This window comes from Enterobacter cloacae complex sp. IR5428 (assembly GCF_049238585.1).
In the GTDB taxonomy this organism is placed as follows: domain Bacteria; phylum Pseudomonadota; class Gammaproteobacteria; order Enterobacterales; family Enterobacteriaceae; genus Enterobacter; species Enterobacter intestinihominis.
The window spans coordinates 90,125-112,871 of sequence record NZ_JBMKHV010000005.1 but is presented as its reverse complement, the minus strand read 5'-3'; the positions used below and the strand labels follow the sequence as shown (position 1 = coordinate 112,871).

At 53.9% G+C, this 22,747-nt stretch carries 20 protein-coding genes; 14 read left to right on the top strand and 6 right to left on the bottom strand.

The genetic code is table 11. The annotated features are described in order from the left end of the window. Positions 1 to 212: 212 nt before the first annotated feature. Both tig and bolA read right to left on the bottom strand, forming a co-directional pair. Complete coding sequence (gene tig / locus ACOTXC_RS08800; protein ID WP_006809881.1) at positions 213 to 1,511, bottom strand: trigger factor; 1,299 nt, start codon at positions 1,509 to 1,511, stop codon at positions 213 to 215. A gap of 331 nt (positions 1,512 to 1,842) precedes the next feature. Beyond that, entirely contained in the window at positions 1,843 to 2,160 is a 318-nt protein-coding gene (bolA, locus tag ACOTXC_RS08795; protein ID WP_003859051.1) for a transcriptional regulator BolA, read from the bottom strand. A gap of 303 nt (positions 2,161 to 2,463) precedes the next feature. On the opposite strand from bolA, the gene ACOTXC_RS08790 reads away from it, so the two are divergent. From ACOTXC_RS08790 to cyoE, 7 genes are all read left to right on the top strand, one after another. Beyond that, a complete protein-coding gene (locus ACOTXC_RS08790; RefSeq protein ID WP_022647246.1) occupies positions 2,464 to 3,042 on the top strand; it encodes a lipoprotein in 579 nt (192 codons plus the stop codon). 45 nt (positions 3,043 to 3,087) lie between these two features. After that, the gene (gene ampG / locus ACOTXC_RS08785; RefSeq protein ID WP_421767569.1) at positions 3,088 to 4,563 is read left to right on the top strand and encodes a muropeptide MFS transporter AmpG; all 1,476 of its coding nucleotides are present in this window, start codon (positions 3,088 to 3,090) and stop codon (positions 4,561 to 4,563) included. Positions 4,564 to 5,041: 478 nt separating this feature from the next. Further along, positions 5,042 to 5,989, top strand: coding sequence for a cytochrome o ubiquinol oxidase subunit II (gene cyoA, locus ACOTXC_RS08780; RefSeq protein ID WP_006809886.1), 948 nt, complete (start codon positions 5,042 to 5,044; stop codon positions 5,987 to 5,989). A gap of 16 nt (positions 5,990 to 6,005) precedes the next feature. Next, a complete protein-coding gene (gene cyoB, locus ACOTXC_RS08775) occupies positions 6,006 to 7,997 on the top strand; it encodes a cytochrome o ubiquinol oxidase subunit I (protein WP_006809887.1) in 1,992 nt (663 codons plus the stop codon). After that, positions 7,987 to 8,601, top strand: coding sequence for a cytochrome o ubiquinol oxidase subunit III (locus ACOTXC_RS08770; RefSeq protein ID WP_022647243.1), 615 nt, complete (start codon positions 7,987 to 7,989; stop codon positions 8,599 to 8,601). Before cyoB ends, ACOTXC_RS08770 begins: the two co-directional genes overlap by 11 nt. After that, positions 8,601 to 8,927, top strand: coding sequence for a cytochrome o ubiquinol oxidase subunit IV (locus ACOTXC_RS08765; protein ID WP_006809888.1), 327 nt, complete (start codon positions 8,601 to 8,603; stop codon positions 8,925 to 8,927). Before ACOTXC_RS08770 ends, ACOTXC_RS08765 begins: the two co-directional genes overlap by 1 nt. A gap of 11 nt (positions 8,928 to 8,938) precedes the next feature. After that, positions 8,939 to 9,826 (top strand): heme o synthase, encoded by an 888-nt coding sequence (gene cyoE / locus ACOTXC_RS08760; RefSeq protein WP_022647242.1) that lies wholly within the window; start codon positions 8,939 to 8,941, stop codon positions 9,824 to 9,826. A gap of 40 nt (positions 9,827 to 9,866) precedes the next feature. Here cyoE and fucU read toward each other — a convergent pair whose 3' ends face one another. Genes fucU through fucI form a run of 3 tightly spaced genes read right to left on the bottom strand, consistent with a single transcriptional unit; the run spans position 9,867 to position 13,519 of the window. Next, positions 9,867 to 10,295 carry an L-fucose mutarotase gene (gene fucU / locus ACOTXC_RS08755; RefSeq protein WP_023299449.1) on the bottom strand — a complete coding sequence of 143 codons (429 nt, stop codon included), beginning with the start codon at positions 10,293 to 10,295 and terminating at the stop codon, positions 9,867 to 9,869. After that, positions 10,288 to 11,691, bottom strand: coding sequence for an L-fuculokinase (gene fucK, locus ACOTXC_RS08750; RefSeq protein ID WP_336196436.1), 1,404 nt, complete (start codon positions 11,689 to 11,691; stop codon positions 10,288 to 10,290). Before fucK ends, fucU begins: the two co-directional genes overlap by 8 nt. 49 nt (positions 11,692 to 11,740) lie before the next feature. Continuing rightward, a complete protein-coding gene (fucI, locus tag ACOTXC_RS08745; RefSeq protein WP_058676958.1) occupies positions 11,741 to 13,519 on the bottom strand; it encodes an L-fucose isomerase in 1,779 nt (592 codons plus the stop codon). Between the two features lie 407 nt (positions 13,520 to 13,926). On the opposite strand from fucI, the gene ACOTXC_RS08740 reads away from it, so the two are divergent. From ACOTXC_RS08740 to ACOTXC_RS08710, 7 genes are all read left to right on the top strand, one after another. Next, entirely contained in the window at positions 13,927 to 15,426 is a 1,500-nt protein-coding gene (locus ACOTXC_RS08740; RefSeq protein WP_023299446.1) for a sugar ABC transporter ATP-binding protein, read from the top strand. A 2-nt stretch (positions 15,427 to 15,428) separates the two neighbouring features. Continuing rightward, positions 15,429 to 16,412: an ABC transporter permease gene (locus ACOTXC_RS08735; protein ID WP_022647237.1), complete on the top strand. Its 984-nt coding sequence runs from the start codon at positions 15,429 to 15,431 to the stop codon at positions 16,410 to 16,412. A gap of 46 nt (positions 16,413 to 16,458) precedes the next feature. Then, a complete protein-coding gene (locus ACOTXC_RS08730) occupies positions 16,459 to 17,409 on the top strand; it encodes an ABC transporter substrate-binding protein (protein ID WP_000858088.1) in 951 nt (316 codons plus the stop codon). 11 nt (positions 17,410 to 17,420) lie between these two features. Continuing rightward, positions 17,421 to 19,010, top strand: a complete 1,590-nt coding sequence (locus ACOTXC_RS08725) for an FGGY-family carbohydrate kinase (RefSeq protein WP_336196474.1) — start codon at positions 17,421 to 17,423, stop codon at positions 19,008 to 19,010. A gap of 60 nt (positions 19,011 to 19,070) precedes the next feature. Continuing rightward, positions 19,071 to 20,066, top strand: coding sequence for a LacI family DNA-binding transcriptional regulator (locus tag ACOTXC_RS08720; RefSeq protein ID WP_023299444.1), 996 nt, complete (start codon positions 19,071 to 19,073; stop codon positions 20,064 to 20,066). 28 nt (positions 20,067 to 20,094) lie between these two features. Next, positions 20,095 to 20,742, top strand: coding sequence for an L-fuculose-phosphate aldolase (gene fucA / locus ACOTXC_RS08715; RefSeq protein ID WP_017383181.1), 648 nt, complete (start codon positions 20,095 to 20,097; stop codon positions 20,740 to 20,742). A 114-nt stretch (positions 20,743 to 20,856) separates the two neighbouring features. Continuing rightward, positions 20,857 to 22,218, top strand: coding sequence for an MFS transporter (locus tag ACOTXC_RS08710; RefSeq protein WP_336196439.1), 1,362 nt, complete (start codon positions 20,857 to 20,859; stop codon positions 22,216 to 22,218). A 32-nt stretch (positions 22,219 to 22,250) separates the two neighbouring features. Here the strand turns inward: ACOTXC_RS08710 and ACOTXC_RS08705 are convergent, their stop codons facing one another. Then, complete coding sequence (locus tag ACOTXC_RS08705) at positions 22,251 to 22,742, bottom strand: YajQ family cyclic di-GMP-binding protein (protein WP_022647233.1); 492 nt, start codon at positions 22,740 to 22,742, stop codon at positions 22,251 to 22,253. Positions 22,743 to 22,747: the final 5 nt, after the last annotated feature.

The window sequence follows — 22,747 nt, the reverse complement described above, 5'->3', positions numbered from 1 at the left end:
CCTTATGGACGGATTATCAGCCAGTCTCAATCATCGTGATTACATACTAATGGGGGTCGCCATGCCCTATTTCAAGCATAACAACGTTTTGTTGTAACGCTAACACTGAAAGGGCGTTTTAGCACCCTTCCAGGACTAAAGCTGTGATAAAAAAAACCCGTCGCCGGAGGGCAACGGGTTTTTTGTTCAAACTTTAAACCGTTGGGGCGAAATTACGCCTGCTGGTTCATCAGTTCGGTGAAAGAGGTCTCTTTTTCGGTTACTTTCGCTTTCGCCAGTACCGCTTCAACAGCCTGCTCTTCCAGTGCAACGTTGCGCATGTTGTCCATCAGCTCTTTGTTCTTACCGTAGAACTCGATCACTTCTGATGGATCTTCGTATGCAGAAGCCATCTCTTCGATCAGGCCTTTCACACGCTCTTCGTCAGCTTTCAGCTCGTGGGTACGAATCACTTCGCCCAGCAGCAGGCCAACAACAACGCGACGTTTCGCTTGCTCTTCGAACAGCTCGCGTGGCAGTTCCATCGCTTGCTGCTGGTTGCCACCGAAGCGCTGTGCAGCCTGACGGCGCAGAACGTCGATTTCGCTGTCGATCAGGGCAGCAGGAACGTCGATGTCGTTCGCTTTCACCAGACCTTCAATCGCCTGAGACTTCACGCGGTTACGTACAGCGCCGTTCAGCTCGCGCTCCATGTTTTTACGCACTTCAGCACGCAGACCCGCAACAGAACCATCTTCCACGCCGAAACGCTTGATGAATTCTTCAGTCAGTTCTGGCAGTTCGCGCTCTTCAACTTTCTTCAGGTTGATGACGAACTTCGCTGCTTTACCTTTCAGGTTTTCAGCGTGGTATTCTTCAGGGAAGGTCACGTCGATGGTGAACTCTTCGCCTGCTTTGTGGCCTTTGATACCGTCTTCGAAGCCTGGGATCATACGACCCTGACCCATCGCCAGTACGAAATCAGACGCTTTACCGCCTTCGAACTCTTCGCCGTCTACTGAACCGGTGAAGTCGATGGTTACGCGGTCTTCCGCGTCAACAGCGCCTTCTTTCTCTTTCCAGTTCGCCTGCTGCTTACGCAGGGTATCCAGCATGCCGTCAACGTCTTCGTCAGTCACGGAAACGATCGGTTTTTCAACTTCGATTGATTCCAGACCTTTCAGCTCAACTTCCGGGTACACTTCGAACTCTACGGAATAGGTGAAGTCTTCGCCCTGCTTGTATTCACCTGGAACGTAGTTTGGCGCGCCGGCTGGATTGATTTTTTCTTTGATGATCGCGTCGATAAAGTTGCGGCTCATCAGTTCACCCAGCACATCCTGACGCACGGAAGCGCCATAACGCTGAGCAACAACATTCATTGGTACTTTGCCCTTGCGGAAGCCGTCAATACGTACTTTTTTTGCTACGTTGACCAGCTCGCTTTTCACAGCAGTTTCGATGCTGTCAGCAGCGATAGTAATCGTTACACGGCGGCCAAGGCCTTGAGTGGTTTCAACTGAAACTTGCATCTTGTTACCTCAAAAAAATCACAGTGCTCGGTCAACTCTGAATCTGTCTGTTATACCGGGATGCTCTCTTATGTGCAGATTCACATTCCCTGTCGCCAGAATCATCCCGAAGACATTCAATAAGACGCGGCATTATAGCGGCATCACTTAGGTGAGTCGAGAACGGTTGGAGCATGTTGCTGCGGCTTTTTTCACACTTTAAGGCTATTTTTAGCCTTAAAAACGCGCCATCCGCTCAAAACTCAGACAAAACAAAACGGCCCGAAGGCCGTTTTGACGAAATCTGTAAGCAACATACTGGAAAAACTCCGGCGGTTGCAAATCCGATTTATCAGGCGATGGTGCCTGCACCCCTACAAGGCGGTGATGCGAATACCGTATCCTGCAGCCCTTCCCATTCCTTAATGGTGTAGGTATGCAGCGCCAGCGCATGTACGGTTGTGGAGAGTTCTTCCGTCAAGGTGCTGTAGATCAAGCGGTGTCGGTTCAGGAAACGTTCTCCCGTGAAGCGATCGCTGACCAGAACCACTTTGAAGTGGCTTTCAGAACCTGCCGGCACGTTATGACGATAGCTTTCGTCGACAACTTCGAGAAACACAGGGTTGAACGCTGCCCTTAATTTTTCTTCTATCTGTTCACGTATCATCATGAAATCACTCCTCCGACAACGCTAAGATGTCACCCATCCCTTTAAATATTAGCCGCTTTTACCGGTTCCATTACACCGTGACAACAAATATTTAGCTTTCGTCTGATTTTCTCATCCAAACGGATGAAGTTCACTATGAGGTTCATACGTTTTGTCACTTACAGGCAGAGAAAAGCGGAAAGGTGGTCAGTTTTCGGACAAGGCGATGAATTTACATGCGTTGACCACTTCCCCTGGCCGTTGGCGATGTTATGATGGCGGCAATTTTTCTCTCTTTGCTTACGATTCGTTGAGAACCCGAAAATGTTAAAAAAAATCTTCTTTCCGTTGGTAGCACTCTTTATGCTCGCCGGTTGCGCAACCCCGCCGACGACCATTGACGTTTCACCAAAAATTACCCTGCCTCAGCAGGATCCAAGCCTGATGGGCGTGACGGTCAGCATTAATGGCGCCGATCAGCGTCAGGACCAGGCGCTGGCGAAAGTGACTCGCGACAACCAGCAGGTTACGCTGACCGCTTCCCGCGACCTGCGCTTCCTGTTGCAGGAAGTACTGGAAAAACAGATGACCTCCCGTGGCTACATGATTGGCCCAAGCGGCGCGGTTGATCTGCAAATCATCGTGAACAACCTGTACGCTGACGTCTCCCAGGGTAACGTTCGCTACAACATTGCGACCAAAGCCGATATCTCCATCATCGCTACCGCGAAGAACGGCAACAAGATGAACAAAAACTACCGTGCAAGCTATTCCGTTGAAGGCGCATTCCAGGCCTCCAACAAAAATATCGCTAACGCGGTTAACAGCGTGCTGACTGACACCATTGCCGACATGGCACAGGACACCAGCATTCACGACTTCATCAAGCAGAACGCACGTTAATCCTGCTGACTGACCCGGTGCTTCACCGGGTCAGTTCATAAGAACATGTCCAGTCACTACTTACGCATTTTCCAGCAACCGAAATCAGCTATTCTGCTGATCCTGGGTTTCGCCTCCGGTTTACCCCTTGCGCTCACCTCCGGCACGTTACAGGCGTGGATGACGGTTGAGAACATCGATCTTAAAACCATTGGTTTCTTCTCGCTCGTCGGCCAGGCTTACGTCTTTAAGTTCCTGTGGTCGCCAGTGATGGATCGCTATACCCCACCGTTCCTCGGGCGCCGTCGCGGCTGGTTAGTGATGACGCAGGTGCTGCTGTTGCTGGCCATTGCCGCAATGGGTTTCCTTGAACCGTCAACGCAGCTGCGCTGGATGGCCGCGCTTGCGGTGGTCATCGCCTTCTGCTCCGCCTCGCAGGACATCGTTTTTGACGCGTGGAAAACGGACGTCCTGCCAGCGGAAGAGCGTGGCGCCGGTGCGGCAATCAGCGTGCTCGGCTACCGCCTGGGTATGCTGGTTTCCGGCGGACTCGCACTGTGGCTTGCTGACCGCTATCTCGGCTGGCAGGGCATGTACTGGCTGATGGCCGCACTGCTGATCCCCTGCATTATTGCCACCCTGTTCGCGCCTGAACCGAGCGATGTGATCCCGGTTCCACGCTCGCTGGAGCAGGCCGTCGCCGCACCGCTGCGCGACTTCTTTGGTCGCAATAATGCCTGGCTGATCCTGCTGCTTATTGTCCTTTATAAGCTTGGCGACGCTTTCGCCATGAGTCTGACCACTACCTTCCTGATCCGCGGCGTCGGGTTTGATGCGGGCGAGGTCGGCGTGGTGAACAAAACCCTGGGGCTGTTTGCCACGATTGTCGGCGCGCTGTACGGCGGCGTATTGATGCAGCGCCTGACGCTGTTCCGCGCTCTGCTGATATTTGGCATCCTTCAGGGCGCATCGAATGCCGGTTACTGGCTGCTGTCGATCACCGACAAGAATATGATCAGTATGGGGACGACGGTATTCTTTGAGAACCTGTGCGGCGGTATGGGCACTGCGGCATTTGTCGCCCTGCTGATGACGCTGTGCAATAAGTCATTTTCCGCTACCCAGTTTGCGCTGCTCTCTGCCCTTTCCGCCGTCGGGCGCGTATACGTTGGCCCCGTCGCGGGCTGGTTTGTTGAAGCCTACGGTTGGCCGACCTTTTATCTCTTCTCGGTGGTGGCGGCCGTGCCGGGGATTTTATTGCTGCTGGTCTGTCGCCAGACGCTGGAATATACCCAGCGGACGGAACACTTCATGCCGCGCACGGAATATCACGCTGCCTATCGGTTTGCCCTGCGTCTGCTAATGGCAGGTTGTCTTGCCCTGGTAGGGTGGCTCACGGTGCTCATCATGAATGCGACTACCGACTTGTCACTTCCTTTTGAAACCCTTCTGCTTGATGCAGGTGTGTTTCTCGCCCTGGCGGGGATCCTGACGGGTGGGATGCTGGATTTCATGTCATTACGAAAGACGCAGATGACATGAAGTAAAAAGCGAAAGGTTATTTCCCGTTGTAATAACAGCCCGAAATTATAACGGTGAAATAACCGCCATCGACAAAAAAAATATTTGTTGTTTTGTGCGGGATAGCATTCGGAAATTATTGGAGCTTATTTCGCTACGCTATTTTTCATTAAACGATTCAGCATTCGAAACATTGAATTTTCGTTTTTTAGTTGTCTTTTTATTGATAATTAATTGTTAACTAATTGTGTGTTTTTCGCAATGGTTATACCAATTGTCCCTTTTGCGGTATGCTGGGACACCCTTTCGTTATAACGCCCACTCCGTGCGGCTTCCGTCTGGAAACGCGACATAATTTGCAACACTTGTGACATGTGCGGCAGAACCCGGTAACACCTTCCTGACACAGGGCTAATGATGTTTACAGTAATGTAACCTTCCCGTAAAATGCCCCCACACTTTAAACGCCACCAGACTCCCGTGGAATTGAGGTCGTTAAATGAGACTCAGGAAATACAATAAAAGTTTGGGATGGTTGTCATTATTCGCAGGCACTGTATTACTCAGTGGCTGCGATTCTGCACTACTAGACCCCAAAGGACAGATTGGACTGGAACAACGTTCATTGATACTGACGGCTTTTGGCCTGATGTTGATTGTGGTTATTCCTGCCATCTTGATGGCTGTTGGTTTCGCCTGGAAGTATCGTGCGAGCAATAAAGATGCGAAGTATAGCCCTAACTGGTCACACTCCAATAAAGTGGAAGCTGTGGTCTGGACGGTACCTATTCTGATCATCCTGTTCCTTGCTGTACTGACCTGGAAAACCACTCACGCACTTGAGCCGAGCAAACCGCTGGTTCACGATGAAAAACCCATTACCATTGAAGTGGTCTCCATGGACTGGAAATGGTTCTTCATCTATCCAGAACAGGGCATTGCTACCGTGAATGAAATCGCCTTCCCGGCGAACACTCCGGTTCAGTTCAAAGTGACCTCCAACTCCGTAATGAACTCCTTCTTCATCCCACGTCTGGGCAGCCAGATTTACGCGATGGCCGGTATGCAGACTAACCTGCATCTGATTGCGAATGAAGCAGGCACCTACGACGGTATCTCCGCCAGCTATAGTGGCCCGGGCTTCTCGGGTATGAAGTTCAAAGCTATCGCTACGCCAGACCGCGCGACTTTCGACCAGTGGGTTGCAAAAGCGAAGCAGTCTCCAAACACCATGTCTGACATGGCGGCGTTCGAAAAAGTGGCTGCACCTAGCGAATACAACAAGGTGGAGTACTTCTCTAACGTGAAACCGAATCTGTTCAAAGATGTTATTGGCAAATTTATGGATCACGGCATGAGCATGGACATGACCCAGCCTGAAGGCGAGCACAACACGCACCAGGGTATGGAAGGCATGGACATGAGCCACGCGGAAACCGCTCACTAAGGGGCCGAGGAAGAAAATGTTCGGAAAATTGACATTGGATGCGGTGCCGTACCATGAACCCATTATCATGGTTACGATTGCTGCAATTATCATTGGTGGCGCGGCCTTAGTTGGCCTGATCACTTACTTCGGTAAGTGGAGCTACCTGTGGAACGAGTGGCTGACTTCGGTTGACCACAAAAAACTCGGCATCATGTACTGCATCGTCGGTATCGTCATGTTAATTCGTGGCTTTGCGGATGCAATCATGATGCGTAGCCAGCAGGCGCTTGCGTCTGCGGGCGAAGCCGGATTCCTGCCACCGCACCACTACGATCAGATCTTTACCGCTCACGGCGTTATCATGATCTTCTTCGTGGCGATGCCGCTGGTAATCGGTCTGATGAACGTTGTCGTTCCGCTGCAAATCGGCGCGCGCGACGTTGCGTTCCCGTTCCTGAACAACCTGAGCTTCTGGTTCACCGTTGTCGGCGTTATCCTGGTTAACCTGTCACTGGGTGTGGGCGAATTTGCTCAGACCGGCTGGCTGGCCTACCCGCCACTTTCGGGAATTGAGTACAGTCCGGGCGTGGGCGTTGACTACTGGATTTGGGCGCTTCAGCTCTCCGGTGTCGGTACCACCCTGACCGGTATTAACTTCTTCGTGACCATCCTGAAGATGCGTGCACCAGGTATGACGATGTTCAAGATGCCAGTATTTACCTGGGCATCTCTGTGCGCCAACGTCCTGATTATCGCGTCGTTCCCAATTCTGACCGTCACCATCGCGCTGCTGACCCTGGATCGCTATCTGGGTACCCATTTCTTCACGAATGATATGGGTGGCAACATGATGATGTACATCAACCTGATTTGGGCCTGGGGTCACCCGGAAGTGTACATCCTGGTTCTGCCGGTGTTCGGTGTGTTCTCCGAAATCGCGGCAACCTTCTCGCGTAAACGTCTGTTTGGTTACACCTCTCTGGTGTGGGCAACCGTGTGTATTACCGTCCTGTCGTTCATCGTCTGGCTGCACCACTTCTTCACCATGGGTGCGGGCGCCAACGTAAACGCCTTCTTCGGTATTACCACTATGATTATCGCGATCCCGACCGGGGTTAAGATCTTCAACTGGCTGTTCACCATGTACCAGGGCCGTATCCAGTTCCACTCAGCGATGCTGTGGACCATCGGCTTCATCGTGACCTTCTCCGTAGGTGGGATGACCGGCGTGCTGCTGGCGGTTCCGGGCGCTGACTTTGTCCTGCACAACAGTCTGTTCCTGATTGCGCACTTCCATAACGTTATCATCGGCGGCGTCGTCTTCGGCTGCTTCGCAGGTGTGACCTACTGGTGGCCAAAAGCGTTCGGTTTCACCCTGAACGAAAAATGGGGCAAACGCGCGTTCTGGTTCTGGATCATCGGCTTCTTCGTGGCGTTTATGCCGCTGTACGTGCTGGGCTTCATGGGGATGACCCGTCGTCTGAGCCAGCAGATCGATCCGCAGTTCCATCCGATGCTGATGATTGCAGCGGGCGGCGCCGCGCTGATTGCCTGCGGTATCCTGTGCCAGCTGATTCAGTACTACGTGTCTATCCGTGACCGTAACCTGAACCGCGACCTGACCGGTGACCCGTGGGGTGGCCGTACGCTGGAGTGGTCTACCTCTTCTCCACCTCCGTTCTATAACTTTGCCGTAGTGCCGCACATTCATGAGCGTGACGCATTCTGGGAAATGAAAGAAAAAGGTGAAGCGTACAAGCAACCTGAACATTACGAAGAGATCCATATGCCGAAAAACAGCGGTGCGGGCATCGTGATTGCCGCCTTCGCAACGGTATTTGGTTTCGCAATGATCTGGCACATCTGGTGGATGGCGATTGTTGGCTTCGCTGGCATCGTAATCAGCTGGATTGTGAAGAGCTTTGACGAGGACGTGGACTACTACGTACCAGTCCGTGAAGTTGAAAAGCTGGAAAACCAGCATTTTGACGAGATTTCTAAAGCGGGGCTGAAAAATGGCAACTGATACTCTGGCGCACTCGACTGCCCACGCGCATGAACATGCGCACCATGATACAGGACCGACGAAAGTCTTCGGTTTCTGGATCTACCTGATGAGCGACTGCATCCTGTTCTGCTGTCTGTTCGCAACCTATGCCGTTCTGGTGAACGGCACAGCGGGCGGCCCGACCGGTAAGGACATCTTTGAGCTGCCGTTCGTTCTGGTTGAAACCGCACTGCTGTTATTCAGCTCCATCACCTACGGCATGGCGGCTATCGCCATGTACAAAAACAACAAAAGCCAGGTTGTTTCCTGGCTGGCGTTGACCTGGTTGTTTGGTGCTGGCTTTATCGGGATGGAAATCTATGAATTCCATCACCTGATTGCGGAAGGCTTTGGTCCGGATCGCAGTGGCTTCCTGTCAGCGTTCTTCGCGCTGGTCGGCACCCACGGTCTGCACGTGACCTCTGGTCTGATCTGGATGGCAGTGCTGATGTTCCAGATCTCCCGTCGCGGCCTGACCAGTACTAACCGTACCCGTATCATGTGCCTGAGCCTGTTCTGGCACTTCCTGGACGTGGTATGGATCTGTGTGTTCTCTGTTGTCTATCTGATGGGGGCGATGTAATGAGTCATTCTAACGATCATGGCGCTTCCCACGGCAGCGTAAAAACCTACATGACAGGTTTCATCCTGTCGATCATCCTGACGGTGATCCCGTTCTGGATGGTGATGAACGGTTCTGCATCTAAGCCGGTTATCCTGGGCGCAATCCTGGTGACCGCGGTGATTCAGATTCTGGTGCATCTGGTTTGCTTCCTGCACATGAACACCAAGTCCGATGAAGGCTGGAACATGACGGCCTTTATCTTTACCGTGATTATCATCGCTATCCTGGTAGTCGGTTCCATCTGGATTATGTGGAACCTTAACTACAACATGATGGTTCACTAAGAGCGGCGAGTATGTTTAAGCAATACCTGCAAGTCACGAAACCAGGCATCATCTTTGGCAACCTGATCTCCGTAATCGGAGGGTTCCTGCTGGCCTCTAAAGGCAGCATTGATTACACCCTCTTTATCTACACGCTGGTCGGTGTGTCACTGGTGGTTGCGTCCGGTTGTGTATTTAACAACTACATCGACATGGATATCGACAAGAAGATGGAAAGGACCAAAAATCGGGTGCTGGTTAAAGGCCTGATTGCTCCTTCCGTCTCGCTGGTGTACGCCACCTTGCTGGGTATTGCTGGCTTTATGCTGCTGTGGTTTGGTGCTAACCCGCTGGCCTGCTGGCTGGGGGTGATGGGGTTCGTGGTGTATGTAGGCGTCTACAGCCTGTATATGAAACGCCACTCCGTCTACGGCACGCTGATTGGTTCTCTCTCCGGCGCTGCGCCGCCGGTGATTGGCTACTGCGCCGTCACGAACGAGTTCGACAGCGGTGCGCTGATCCTGCTGGCTATCTTTAGCCTGTGGCAGATGCCGCACTCCTACGCCATCGCGATTTTCCGCTTTAAGGATTATCAGGCAGCGAACATTCCGGTTCTGCCGGTCGTGAAAGGCATCTCAGTTGCCAAAAACCACATCACGCTGTACATCATCGCTTTTGCCGTGGCAACGCTGATGCTCTCTCTGGGCGGTTACGCCGGATATAAATATCTGGTGGTGGCCGCTGCGGTGAGCGTCTGGTGGCTCGGCATGGCTCTGCGCGGTTACAAAGTGGAAGATGACAAGGTCTGGGCACGCAAGCTGTTTGTGTTCTCGATTGTCGCCATCACCTCCCTGTCCGTGATGATGTCCGTAGACTTCATGGTGCCAGATTCACAAAGCCTGCTGACGTACGTCTGGTAAGAAGACTGAAGTGAAAACGCCGGGTTTAACCCGGCGTTTTTTATTGGTACGGCGTAACCCCTTTCTTTAACAGTATATTGCCGTATTTCGCTGTCTCGCCTGTCACCACAATGGCGTACGCTTTCTGTGCCCGCGCATAAAACGCATAACGGTCAATACGCATAATCCCCTCCCCTTCCGCCTCACCAAAGAGTGCGTTGCGATAGCGTGCTTCTACCTGTATATCGAGCGTATCCCCGTCGACAGGGGCCATCATCACCAGCGGCGGCGCATAGCTATCGAGTTCAAACAGCGGTATCACCGCGGCCAGCAAATCGCTGATGAGCAGGCCATCTGCGCGGATCGTCTTTGGCCCCAGGCTGTGCGCGGGAAAGTGAGCGTCTGCAAAAATAATCTCGTCACCATGGCCCATCTCTGCCAGCGTTTTCAGCAGCTCGGGTGAAATCAGTGGGGATATCGTTTTAAGCACGGCTTTGCTCCTCAGGATAGAAATAACGGTAACGATAGTGGACCCGATCGCGAGCAGCCTCAGCGCTGGCCGTTTCTCCGACGCCCCACCATCCGTACAAAGACGCCCCCAGCACGGTCGTATCTGCATCTTCAAGAACCTTCACCGGGATCCCAAGCGCATTGGACTTGAGCTGATTCCACAGCATATTGCGGCTACCTCCCCCCACCAGCAGGAGTTCACGCGCCTTAAATTGCGCGATCGCCTCCAGCGCCTGGAGTTTTTCTTGCAGATGCACCGTAAGTCCTTCCAGGGCTGCGCGGTAAAAATGGGCTGGCGTGGTGGTGAGCGTAACGCCCTGCCAGCCAGCGAGCGGAGAATCGAGCAACTGGGTATTCATCGTGACGCCATCCGCCCCGTACGGAATTGCCGCCGCCTGAGCCAGAATAGTGTCCCAGTTGACATCAGGCGACCAGAACAGCGCGCGGATCCACTCCAGTACGCCAGACGCCAGATATTGCATTCCCGGATTATAGAGCCCCGTCCGGCTATCCAGTTCGCAGGTCGCGCCCGGGTATTGCCCCAGTAAAGCGGTATCAACCTGCGAGGTGCGCGCCATTAAAATCTCCCAGGTTCCCGAAGAGAGAACCGGCTCATTAATTCCCGCACCGGCGCCAAAAAGGGCAAACTGCGTATCGTGCCCGGCGGAGATCACCGGCACACCGCAAGGCAATCCGAGTCTGGATGCAGCGTCGGGCTGCAGTTCACCCATCATCTCTCCGGGGGAAACCAGCGGCGGGAAAAGGGAATGAGGCACGCCGATCTTGCTTAAGATCGTTTCGCTGAAGCACCGCTGATGCAGATCGAACATCTGACTGGTACCGGCCATCGTGAGATCGGTCGTCATTTTTCCGGTCAGGCGATGGTTGATTAGCGAGGAGATAAAAAGCCAGGCGTGAGCACGCTGTAACAGATCGGGATGGTTGTCCTGAAGCCAGCCTAGCTTATACAACGTGTTGAAACTAAACTGCCCAACGCCGGTGATCTGCTGTAGTTCAGCCGGGGAGCATAAACTGGCAACCGCTTCCATCACCGGCACGGTTCGTGGACATTTCCAGCTGATGATCGGGTAAAGCAGTTCTCCGCGCTCATCTACCAGCGCGCCATCCACGCCAAAGGTCGTCACAATCATTCCGCACAGTTGATGCTTGCTCAGCACTGCGCTGATTTTCTGACAACAGACGGCAAAACGTTGCATGATGGCGTCGAGCGACCACTGGTGCCAGGCCGGATTTTCAGCGACACTTTCGCTTTCGTTCGCCACCGAGGCTCGCGCCACAATATTACCTTCAGGATCCAGCGCAATGGCGCGCACGTTCGTCGCGCCACAATCGAGAACCAGAAAACATTTTTTCATTGCGGTCCCCACAGGCTGCCAGTCCGCCGGAGCAGGCTGGCAAACCGGCTTATTGTTTGTATAACGGTCCGTAATTTTCACAGGCGCGGTAATCCTGCCCTTCCGGATCCATACCGTGAGCGCCCCAGGCCGTCGGCCGATAAATCAGCGCCTCCGGTACGTTATGCATGCACACGGGAATGCGCAGCATGGACGCCAGGGTGATGAAATCAGCACCGACGTGCCCGACGGTTAGCACCCCGTGGTTAGCCCCCCAGTTCGCCATCACTGAATAGACGTCGCTGAACGGGCCTTTACCGGTCAGACGTGGGGCAAACCAGGTGGTGGGCCAGGTTGAATCGGTGCGCTTATTCAGAATGTCATGTACTTGTTCCGGCAGCTCAACACTCCAGCCTTCCGCTATCTGTAATACCGGGCCCACCCCCTTGATGAGGTTTACGCGGGTCATGGTAAATGGCACGCCACCTCGGGTGAGGAAGTTTGATGAGAAACCGCCCCCGCGAAAGTATTCATGCACCGCCGGACACCAGTGGGTTGCGGCCAGGCACGCGTTGGCTTCCTGCTCAGTAATGTCCCAGTGTGGTTTCAGGGTCGGTTTCCCCTCGGCGTCTTTCTGCTCCGCTGTACCGTCCAGTGCCGCTGAGCCGGAGTTGATCAGATGAATAATGCCGTGCTCAGCCCGTCCAGTGAGTTTCTGGCCGGTAACACGCTCAACCGACTCTGGCGACCAGTAGGTGCGCACGTCGGCAAAGATTTGCGCTGTACCGGTCATCAGATGTCCAAACAGCATTGCTACCCCGTTCAGGCTGTCATTTTCCGTCGCCACCACCAACGGCTGGCGAATACCGTTCCAGTCAAAGGAGCTGTTCAGCAGCGCCTCTGCGGTATCGCCATTTGGATACTGATCCGTCCAGTGGCGCTGTCCCTGGAACCCGGACGCGATGGCGTTATAGCCCAGAGATTCCTCCACGCGGCCCATCGCAGCGAGTTTTGGGTTACCCTGCATCATGTCGCGGATGCACATCGCCATCAGCAGACTCTCCCGCAGGATCGCGGCATTCTCCTGTTCATTGCGACGATACTGCTCCGCGTTTTTATCCTCGCCGAAACGGAAATGTGCTTGCGACCAGTCCAGAGCCAGCTCAAGTTCTTGCTCGTCGTAAATCTTATGATCGATGCGGCGACGCAGTTCGGTCATATCCACCGCCTGCACCTTCATCCCCAGCCAGGATTCAAAGAAGTTGTGATCGACAATCGAGCCCGCAATCCCCATCGAGACGCCGCCCACCGACAGATAACTTTTCCCCTTCATGCTGGCGACCGCCAGGCCCGCGCGGGCGAAGCGCAACAATTTTTCTTCGACGTCTGCCGGGATGGTCTCGTCGCCCGCATCCTGTACATCGTGGCCATATATGGAAAACGCCGGGATCCCTTTCTGGTTATGCGCCGCCAGTGCCGCCGCGAGATATACTGCCCCCGGACGCTCGGTGCCGTTAAAGCCCCAGATCGCTTTCGGACGCAGCGGATCCATATCAATGGTTTCACTCCCGTAACACCAGCAGGGGGTGACGGTGATCGTCAGACCAACGTGGCACGTGCTGAACTTCTCTTCGCAAGCAGCGGCCTCCGCCATTCCGGCAATGCAGCTATCGGCAATTACGCACTCAACGGGCGTACCGCAGGGGTGGCGTAATTTTTCACTGAGTAGCGCCGCCGTGGCTTTCGCCATGTTCATGGTCTGCTCTTCCAGAGACTCGCGTACGCCCATTCGGCGGCCATCAATAACAGGTCGAATGCCAATACGGGGTAACGCTTTTATCGTTTTCATAGCCCTTCCTCACGTTGGTTAACCTATCCGTCTCAGGGGCATAGCCGTGAAAAAGCGCCCAGGCAGCGCCGTGAACGGAAAGTGGTGAAATTTGCTAACTCGAATTAGCTTAGGGTTCACACTAAAAATGAGACAAGATAAATGTGCAGGATCTGTGAGCAGTTTCACGATGAGAGGTCAAAATTCGATCAGTGTCAGGTATTACGATTCAGCAAAAACTAAACATATCGTTTAAATTCAATCAAATAACAAAATACCTTTGCACGACGTCACAATTTGAATACAAATGATTTGGCTAAATTATAACCCTAAAATAGCTTTTAAGGACGAAAGCTAAGTCGAGTTAGCTTATTAACTAAATCACTGTGGCTTGTGATTCATTGCCTTTCCAACACAGGAATTTTGCAATGTCAGAGACTCTTATTCAGATGACGTGCATTACCAAACGCTTTCCCGGCGTGCTGGCGCTGAATCAGGTTGATTTCGATTTACGCTGCGGCGAAGTTCATGCCCTCTTAGGTGAAAACGGTGCCGGCAAATCGACGCTGATGAAAATTTTATCCGGTGTTTACCAACCTGATGCCGGTGAAATTCGCTTTGAAGGGCAATCCGTATCATTCAGCGATCCGCTAAGTGCTCAGCATGCAGGTATTACGATTATCCATCAGGAATTTAATCTCTTCCCCGATTTAACCGTGGAAGAGAATATCTTTATTGGCCGTGAATTCTGCAAAAATAGTCGCTGGCAGTTAGATAAACGCGCCCAGCGACAGGCGGTTGAGAAAATACTGCACACGCTGAATTTAAAAATCGCCCCGGACGCCCGCGTCAGTGAATTAACCGTAGCCCAGCAGCAGATGGTGGAAATTGCCAAAGCGATTTCGGTCAATGCCAAAGTGCTAATCATGGATGAACCCACCGCCGCGCTGACCGAAAGTGAAATCGAGAGTTTGTTTGACGTCACGCGGATGCTCAAGGCTCAGGGCACGGGGATTGTCTACATCTCGCACCGTCTGGAAGAGCTGGCGCTGATCGCCGATCGCGCGACCGTCATGCGCGACGGACAATACATCGCCACCGTAGATTATGAAACGGTTCAGATCGGCGAGCTTATCGCCATGATGGTTGGCCGCAATCTCGATAACATCTACCCAAAACGCCCGCCGCATCAGCGCAGAGAAAAAGTGCTGGAGGTGAACGGCCTGACGCGTAATGGTGTACTGCATGACATCAACTTTACCCTCTGGCGCGGTGAGATCCTCGGTCTCGCTGGCTTAATGGGCGCAGGCCGAACTGAACTGGGCCGGGCCCTGTTTGGCGCCGATGCGATCGACGCTGGCACCCTGACGCTGAACGGCACCCCCACACGTATTAAAGACGTGGCTGACGCCATTGAGAAAGGCATCAGCTATTTAACAGAAGACCGCAAAAAAGAGGGACTCGCCCTCGGCCTTTCTGTTGAGATGAACATTATGCTCGGCAATTACCCGGACTACGCTGGCGCCGCAGGTAATGTTGATGAAAAACGCTGCCGGGAGTCCAGCCAGAAACTGGTGGATACGCTGCGAATAAAAACGCCACATCTGGAACAGGCGGCACTGAATTTAAGCGGCGGTAATCAACAGAAGATTATTATTGCCCGCTGGGTCTGCAAAGACACCGATATTTTAATTTTTGATGAGCCAACCCGGGGAATTGACGTTGGCGCCAAGCTGGAAATCTACGAATTAATGAATCGCCTTGTCGCTAAAGGTAAATCGATCATCATGATTTCATCCGAACTGCCGGAAGTATTAGGAATGTGCGACCGCATACTCGTGATGCGCAGCGGCCGCATTGCCGGCGAAATAGCGGCTGAGCACGCCACCCAGGAAAAAATCATGCAATACGCCACGCTGGAGGATTAATCATGTCCGTTACCGTTCCATCGCCGCAAAGCGGAAGTCATACGATGAAAATAAATAAAGCGCTCCTGATGCGTCTGGCGCCTCTTTTTAGCCTGGTATTGCTGGTTCTGTTTTTCAGCTTCAGCTCTCCGTTCTTCTTTAATACTGAAAATATCATGACTATCGCCCTGCAAACGGCGGTGATTGGCATCATGGCCATTGGCGTGACCTTTGTGATTATTACCGCCGGGATCGACCTGTCGCTTGGATCGGTGGTGGCGTTCTCAGGGGTTGCGGTGGGCATCGCCGCCGGGTTTGGTATGCCGTTGCCGGTCTGTATTCTGGCAGGCGTGCTCGCAGGCGGACTTTGCGGCTATGTGAACGCGTTTCTGGTCACCAAAATGACCATACCACCGTTTATTGCCACCCTCGGCTTAATGATGTCGGTACGCGGCATCAATATGGTGATGACCGATGGCCGCGCGATTTATTTTTCTGACTACCCGCAGTTCAAGCTGCTAGCACAGGGTCGCCTGTTCGACGTTCTGCCTTATCCGGTGTTCTACCTGGTCATCGTGGCACTGATCGCCATGTGGATCCTGAAGAAAACGGTGATGGGCCGCTATATCTACGCTGTCGGCAGCAATGAAACGGCGGCACACCTTTCCGGGATCAAAGTCCAGCGAGTGAAAATTTTCGTTTACGCCTTCTGCGGCCTGTTAACCGGCGTGGCCGGGGTGATCCTCGCCTCTCGTCTCAACTCAGGCCAGCCAACCGTGGGCGTGGGTTATGAGCTGGAAGCCATCGCGGCGGTAGTGATCGGCGGTACCAGTCTGATGGGCGGCGTGGGCACGATTGGCGGCACCATCATAGGCGCGTTCATTATGAGCGTGCTGAAAAACGGCCTCAATCTCATGGGCGTGTCCCAGTTCTGGCAGATGGTGGCGATGGGCGTGGTCGTCGTTGCCGCCGTCTACCTGGACACGTTACGTAAAAGAATGCGTTAGGTTCTCGATACAACAAGCCCTGCCAACCCTACAACGGAGCAAAATAATGAAAACCAGCCATATCCTGAGCGCCCTGTCACTCGTTGCCATCCTGTCCAGCAGCGCGCTGGCAAAAGATTTAAACCTGCCGGTGGTCAGTAAAGGTTACCAGCACGAATTCTGGCAGACGGTCAAAATGGGAACGGAAGCTGCCGCAAAAGAGTTGGGTGACAAAACCAGCTACGTTGGCCCTGCCGATGAAACGCAAATCGCCGAACAGATCCAGTTAGTCGAAAACACCATGGCACAAAAGCCAAACGGCCTGTTGCTGGCCGCACTTGATGCAAACGCCCTTGCCCCGCTGGTCGAAACCGCCAACAGCCGGGGGATCAAAGTGGTGACCTTCGACTCGGGCGTGAACTCGGATATCCCGGCCAGCTTTGTCGCCACCAATAACCGTAAGGCGGGCGCACAGGCTGCGGATGCGCTGGCGGAGCAGGTAGGCCAGAAGGGGAAAGTGGGTATTATCGCTCACGTAGCCGGGACGACGTCCGCCATTGAGCGCTCTGAAGGGTTCAGCGAGCGGATGAAAGAGAAGTACCCGAATATTCAGGTACTGCCGGTGCAATACAGCGATGGCGACCCGCAAAAAGCGATGGATAAAACCATTGATATGGTTCAGGCCAACCCGGATATCGCCGGTATTTATGCCACCAACGAAGGCTCAACCCTGGGCGTTGCGAACGCTATCGACAGCCAGAATCTGAAGGGCAAAGTAAAAGTCATCGGTTTTGACAGCACCGAAGCCATCATTAACTTCCTTAAAAACGGTGTGATTCAGGGCTTCGTGGTGCAGGACGCCTATCAGATTGGTTATCAGGGCATAAAAGCGCTGAACGCGGTGATTTCCGGACAGACGGTGGCCAAAGAAATTGATATTCCAGTGAAATATGTCAATGCGCAGAATATCAACACGCCTGAAATTGATAAACTGCTGCATCCGTTTGGTAAAAAATAAGGAAGTTCATGATGAGTGACGGCTATTTCCTCGGGGTAGATGTAGGTTCAGCCAGCGTTCGTGCAGGGCTTTACTCTGCGCAAGGCGAGCGTTTGAGCTTCGCGACCCGTCCGATTTCGCAGTTTCACGCCAGCAATGCGCGCGTGGAACAATCCTCTGTGGAAATCTGGCAGCAGGTTTGTGCGGTGGTGCGGGAAGCCGTCGACTCCTCTGGGATTTCACCTGACGCCATTCGTTCGATTGGCTTCGACGCCACGTGCTCGCTGGTCGCGCTGGATGCTGACGGTAACGGCCTGAGCGTCTCCCCGGACAGTCCGGCATCGCAGGACATCATTATGTGGATGGATCATCGTGCTCACGAAGAAACCGTTCACATCAATGCCACACGCGATCCGGCCCTGTGCTACGTGGGCGGCGAGGTCAGCATCGAGATGGAGTTGCCAAAACTGCTGTGGTTGCAGCGGCATCATCCTGAAACCTGGAATCAGGCCTGGCGCTTTTACGACCTTGCCGATTTTCTGGTCTGGAAAGCGACGGGCCAGGACGTCGCCAGCCTGTGCACCCTCACCTGCAAATGGAACTACCTTGCGCATAAGGCGCAGTTCAGCGAATCGCTGCTCAGAGCGGTGGGGCTGGAAAACTTACTGACAAAAATTCCCGGCACTATTCTGGACGTCGCTGAATGCGTCGGGAAACTTAGCCCGCAGGCAGCGCAAGCTCTGGGTTTGTCCGAAGAAGTGGTTGTGGCAAGCGGCATGATCGATGCCCACGCGGGTGGCGTGGCGCTGACGGGCTCACACCCGGAAGGCACGCTGGCGCTCATCAGCGGAACCTCGAACTGCCATATGCTTGCCAGTCAGACGGAGATCCATACGCCCGGCGTCTGGGGACCTTACTGGAGCGCCATGCTGCCGGGCTACTGGTTGACGGAAGGCGGGCAAAGTGCTGCCGGGGCGCTGGTCGACTGGACGTTGCGCGAGCACGGAGTCAGCGCAGAGCTGTTTGCAAAAGCAGAAGCGGCGCAATGCCATCCGGTGGCATTACTCAACGACTGGGTAGCCGCACTTGAACAGGAAGAAAAATATCCCACCCGCAACCTGCACATTCTGGCCGATCACCACGGCAACCGCTCGCCGCGTTCGCGTCCTGATGCCCGGGGCAGCGTAGTCGGTCTGACATTAGAGACCGGTGAGCGCGGGCTGGCGAGGCTCTATCTGGCTACGCTACAGGCCATTGCCTACGGCACACGACACATTATGGATACTCTGAAACATCATGGGCACACCTTGTCGCGCATTGTCATTTGTGGTGGAGCTACTCATAACCGGCTCTGGCTGCGGGAGTATGCCGATGCCACAGGCTGCAATATTCACCTTTTAGCCGAAGAAGATGCGGTCACTCTCGGCGCGGCCATTTGCGGCGCTGTGGCGAGCGGTGCATGGGCAACGCTTACCGACGCCACCCGGGAAATGGTCAAAGCCGGCGATATCATCACCCGTCGGCCGGAAACCGCGGCCTTTCACCGGCAAAAATATGAGGCGTACCTGATGCTGTGGACCCAGCAACAGGCGCTTAATCTCCTGATGCAGCAGGAAATGTAATGGCAGGATGCGTATGCTTTATCAGCAGTTTTTACGTACGTTAAGGATTGAGGCGTAGCGATGGCCAAAACAGTTGAACAGATAGCGAAGGATCTGAATTTATCCGTCACCACCGTGCGGCTGGTACTGAGCGGGAAAGCCGAACAGTATCGGATCAGTGTGAAAACACAGTCCCGAATTAATGAACACGTCGAGCGCTTCGGCTATACCCTCAACCATTCGGCGCGCAGTCTTAAGCTAAACAAAACCGAGACGCTGGGACTCATCGTACCCAACATCTCGAACGTGTTCTTTGCAACGCTCGCCGAGAAACTCGAACTGCGCTGCCGCCGTTCGGGCTACCAGCTGATGATCAGCTGTACTTACAACGATGTGGATTACGAAAACAAGCTGGTCAAAGCCCTGATGGCGCGCAACGTGGACGGCTTGTTTATCGTTCCCTCGACGCTGGAAAACCAGCAGCATCATTTGCGGCAGATCCAAAAGCCACTGGTGCTCCTTGACCGGGATTTTGGCTTTACTGACAACGCGCTGGTAGAGAGTCATAACGAGGCTGGGGGGGATGAACTGGCCCGCAATATGCTGGAAGAGTGCAAAACGCCGCTCTGGTTCCTTGTGGGCGATACCGCACTGCCCAGCATTACGGACCGTCTGAACGGCTATTTGCAGGCCCTGAAAACAGCCGGTATTCACCATCGCGAGTGGGTCATCGAAGGGCCGGACAATACGCCGGAGGGGGGATATGCCCTGATGGATTCGCTTATCGACAGCCAGGGTGTTCCGCAGGCGTTTATCGCCTCATCGTTACCCGTCCTGGAAGGGGCAATCGAAGCCCTGCGGACGCGTACCGGTACCGTGCCTCAACACATCAATATTGGCACCTTCGATGAGCACCCCATGCTGGGGTTCCTGCCTAACAGCGTCTGGTCCATGCAGCAGGATGAAGATACCTGGGCGGAAAAAGCGTTTGAACTGATGCAGCGAGCCATCGACGGCGAAGCGGTCAACGAGACGGCGAAAGTCGATATGAAGCTGGTCAAACGTTCCCGCCAGTAAAAATAAAACTGTACCCGGAGAATAAAAAATGGAACGAGCCCGATTAGCCAGAGACATTATCGACACCTGCCTTGAGATGACCCGCATGGGATTAAATCAGGGCACCGCCGGGAATATCAGCGTTCGCTATCGCGACGGTATGCTGATTACGCCGACCGGAATTCCCTACGAGCATCTGACCGAAGAGAGTATCGTCTATGTCGATGCACAGGGGCGACACGAAGAGGATAAACTGCCCTCCAGCGAATGGCGTTTTCATCAGGTTGTGTATCAGACCCGCCCGGATGCTAACGCCGTCGTCCATAACCATGCGGTTAACTGTACCGCCGTCTCGATACTCAACCGCCCCATTCCTGCTATTCACTATATGATTGCCGCCGCCGGGGGAAACTCCATTCCCTGCGCGCCTTACGCGACCTTCGGGACGCGCGCGCTGTCAGAGCATGTCGCGGTCGCGTTACGCGATCGCAAAGCAACGCTATTACAGCACCACGGCCTGATCACCTGCGAAGAAAATCTTGAGAAGGCACTGTGGCTGGCGCAGGAGGTAGAGGTGCTGGCAAAACTCTACCTGGCCACGCTGGCGATCGTGGATCCCGTTCCGGTACTCAGTGACGATGAAATTGCCATTGTTCTTGAGAAATTTAAAAGCTACGGGTTGCGCGTCGAGGCGTAATTTTTTATCCGGGGGTGCTTTTATCCCACCCTCGTAATATCTCTTAAACAAACACCTATTTACCGCACTTATCACCCCGCCTAAACTATGGCCTGCTTTTTGGTAGAGGTGGTAATGAACGATTATAAAATGACGCCAGGTGAACTGCGTGCGACCTGGGGTTTAGGGACTGTTTTCTCGCTGCGGATGCTTGGCATGTTTATGGTCCTGCCCGTTCTGACCACATATGGCATGGCGTTACAGGGTGCCAGCGAAGCGCTGATTGGTCTGGCGATCGGTATCTACGGCCTGGCGCAGGCGATATTCCAGATCCCCTTTGGCCTGCTCTCCGACCGCGTGGGTCGCAAACCGCTGATTGTCGGCGGGCTGCTGGTGTTTGTACTTGGCAGCATCATCGCTGCCCTCTCCCACTCCATCTGGGGAATTATTCTTGGCCGCGCCCTGCAAGGTTCCGGGGCGATTGCCGCCGCCGTGATGGCGCTGCTGTCAGATTTAACCCGCGAGCAAAACCGCACCAAAGCCATGGCGTTTATTGGCGTCAGCTTCGGCGTTACGTTTGCCATTGCCATGGTGCTGGGGCCGATTATTACCCATTCACTCGGCCTGCACGCCCTGTTCTGGATGATAGCCGTGCTGGCAACCATCGGGATCGCACTCACGCTGTGGGTTGTGCCGGACAGTAAAAACCATGTCCTGAACCGTGAATCCGGGATGGTCAAAGGCTGCTTCAGCAAAGTCATCGCCGAGCCGCGCCTGCTTAAGCTGAACTTCGGCATTATGTGCCTGCACATTCTGCTGATGTCCACCTTTGTCGCCCTGCCCGATCAACTTGCCGCAGCAGGTTTCCCGGCGGCAGAGCACTGGAAAATTTATCTGGTCACAATGCTGATCTCGTTTGTCTCCGTTGTGCCCTTCATTATTTACGCCGAAGTGAAGCGCAAAATGAAACGCGTCTTCGTGGGCTGCGTGGCGTTACTGTTGATTGCCGAGATTGTGCTGTGGGGCGCCGGCCCACATTTCTGGGAGCTGATCGCAGGCGTACAGCTGTTCTTCCTGGCGTTTAATCTGATGGAAGCCCTGCTGCCGTCGCTTATCAGCAAAGAGTCTCCGGCAGGATACAAAGGCACCGCGATGGGCATTTACTCCACCAGCCAGTTTCTCGGCGTGGCGATCGGCGGGTCCCTCGGCGGCTGGGTGGACGGCCTTTTTGATTCTCAGACCGTGTTCCTCGCCGGTGCGCTACTGGCGATGCTCTGGCTGTTTGTTGCCAGCACCATGAAAGAGCCGCGCTATGTGAGTAGCCTGCGGGTAGAAATTCCCGATGACGTGGCAATCGGTGACGCGTTACAACAGCGTCTGGAAGCGACAGAGGGCGTGAGCGAAGTGCTGATTGTCCCGGAAGAGCGCAGTGCGTATGTCAAAATTGACAGCAAAGTGACTAACCGCTTTGAGGTAGAGCAGGCGCTGAAGGCCTGAAAAAATGCCCGGTTTAGCCGGGCATAATTGTCTTAATCGCGGAAGTTTTTAAACTGGAATGGCTGACCGAGATCGCCGCCACGCACCAGCGCCATCACGGATTGCAGGTCATCACGGGATTTTCCGGTCACGCGGATCTCTTCCCCCTGGATCTGCGCCTGCACTTTCAGCTTGCTGTCTTTGATAAGCTTAACGATTTTTTTCTGTACCGCGCTTTCAATCCCCTGCTTCAGCTTCGCTTCCACAAACCAGGTTTTGCCGCTGTGAACAAAATCTTCCGGTACATCAAGTGAGGTCCCTTCTATGCCGCGCTTGAGCAGCTTGGCGCGCAGGATATCCAGCAGTTGGTTGACCTGGAAATCAGACTCACTCAGGACTTTGATTGTCTTGTTCGCGTCGTTCAGTTCAATGGTCGCCTCAACGCCACGAAAATCGAAACGTGACTCCACTTCACGAATAGCATTATCTACGCCGTTACGCGCTTCCTGCAGATCAACTTCAGAAACAATATCGAAAGATGGCATCTTTT

Coding starts and splice junctions, on each gene's coding strand:
- tig (WP_006809881.1), bottom strand. CDS start 1,511: ATGCAAGTTTCAGTTGAAACCACTCAAGGCCTTGGCCGCCGTGTAACG.
- bolA (WP_003859051.1), bottom strand. CDS start 2,160: ATGATGATACGTGAACAGATAGAAGAAAAATTAAGGGCAGCGTTCAAC.
- ACOTXC_RS08790 (WP_022647246.1), top strand. CDS start 2,464: ATGTTAAAAAAAATCTTCTTTCCGTTGGTAGCACTCTTTATGCTCGCC.
- ampG (WP_421767569.1), top strand. CDS start 3,088: ATGTCCAGTCACTACTTACGCATTTTCCAGCAACCGAAATCAGCTATT.
- cyoA (WP_006809886.1), top strand. CDS start 5,042: ATGAGACTCAGGAAATACAATAAAAGTTTGGGATGGTTGTCATTATTC.
- cyoB (WP_006809887.1), top strand. CDS start 6,006: ATGTTCGGAAAATTGACATTGGATGCGGTGCCGTACCATGAACCCATT.
- ACOTXC_RS08770 (WP_022647243.1), top strand. CDS start 7,987: ATGGCAACTGATACTCTGGCGCACTCGACTGCCCACGCGCATGAACAT.
- ACOTXC_RS08765 (WP_006809888.1), top strand. CDS start 8,601: ATGAGTCATTCTAACGATCATGGCGCTTCCCACGGCAGCGTAAAAACC.
- cyoE (WP_022647242.1), top strand. CDS start 8,939: ATGTTTAAGCAATACCTGCAAGTCACGAAACCAGGCATCATCTTTGGC.
- fucK (WP_336196436.1), bottom strand. CDS start 11,691: ATGAAAAAATGTTTTCTGGTTCTCGATTGTGGCGCGACGAACGTGCGC.
- fucI (WP_058676958.1), bottom strand. CDS start 13,519: ATGAAAACGATAAAAGCGTTACCCCGTATTGGCATTCGACCTGTTATT.
- ACOTXC_RS08740 (WP_023299446.1), top strand. CDS start 13,927: ATGTCAGAGACTCTTATTCAGATGACGTGCATTACCAAACGCTTTCCC.
- ACOTXC_RS08735 (WP_022647237.1), top strand. CDS start 15,429: ATGTCCGTTACCGTTCCATCGCCGCAAAGCGGAAGTCATACGATGAAA.
- ACOTXC_RS08730 (WP_000858088.1), top strand. CDS start 16,459: ATGAAAACCAGCCATATCCTGAGCGCCCTGTCACTCGTTGCCATCCTG.
- ACOTXC_RS08725 (WP_336196474.1), top strand. CDS start 17,421: ATGAGTGACGGCTATTTCCTCGGGGTAGATGTAGGTTCAGCCAGCGTT.
- ACOTXC_RS08720 (WP_023299444.1), top strand. CDS start 19,071: ATGGCCAAAACAGTTGAACAGATAGCGAAGGATCTGAATTTATCCGTC.
- fucA (WP_017383181.1), top strand. CDS start 20,095: ATGGAACGAGCCCGATTAGCCAGAGACATTATCGACACCTGCCTTGAG.
- ACOTXC_RS08710 (WP_336196439.1), top strand. CDS start 20,857: ATGAACGATTATAAAATGACGCCAGGTGAACTGCGTGCGACCTGGGGT.
- ACOTXC_RS08705 (WP_022647233.1), bottom strand. CDS start 22,742: ATGCCATCTTTCGATATTGTTTCTGAAGTTGATCTGCAGGAAGCGCGT.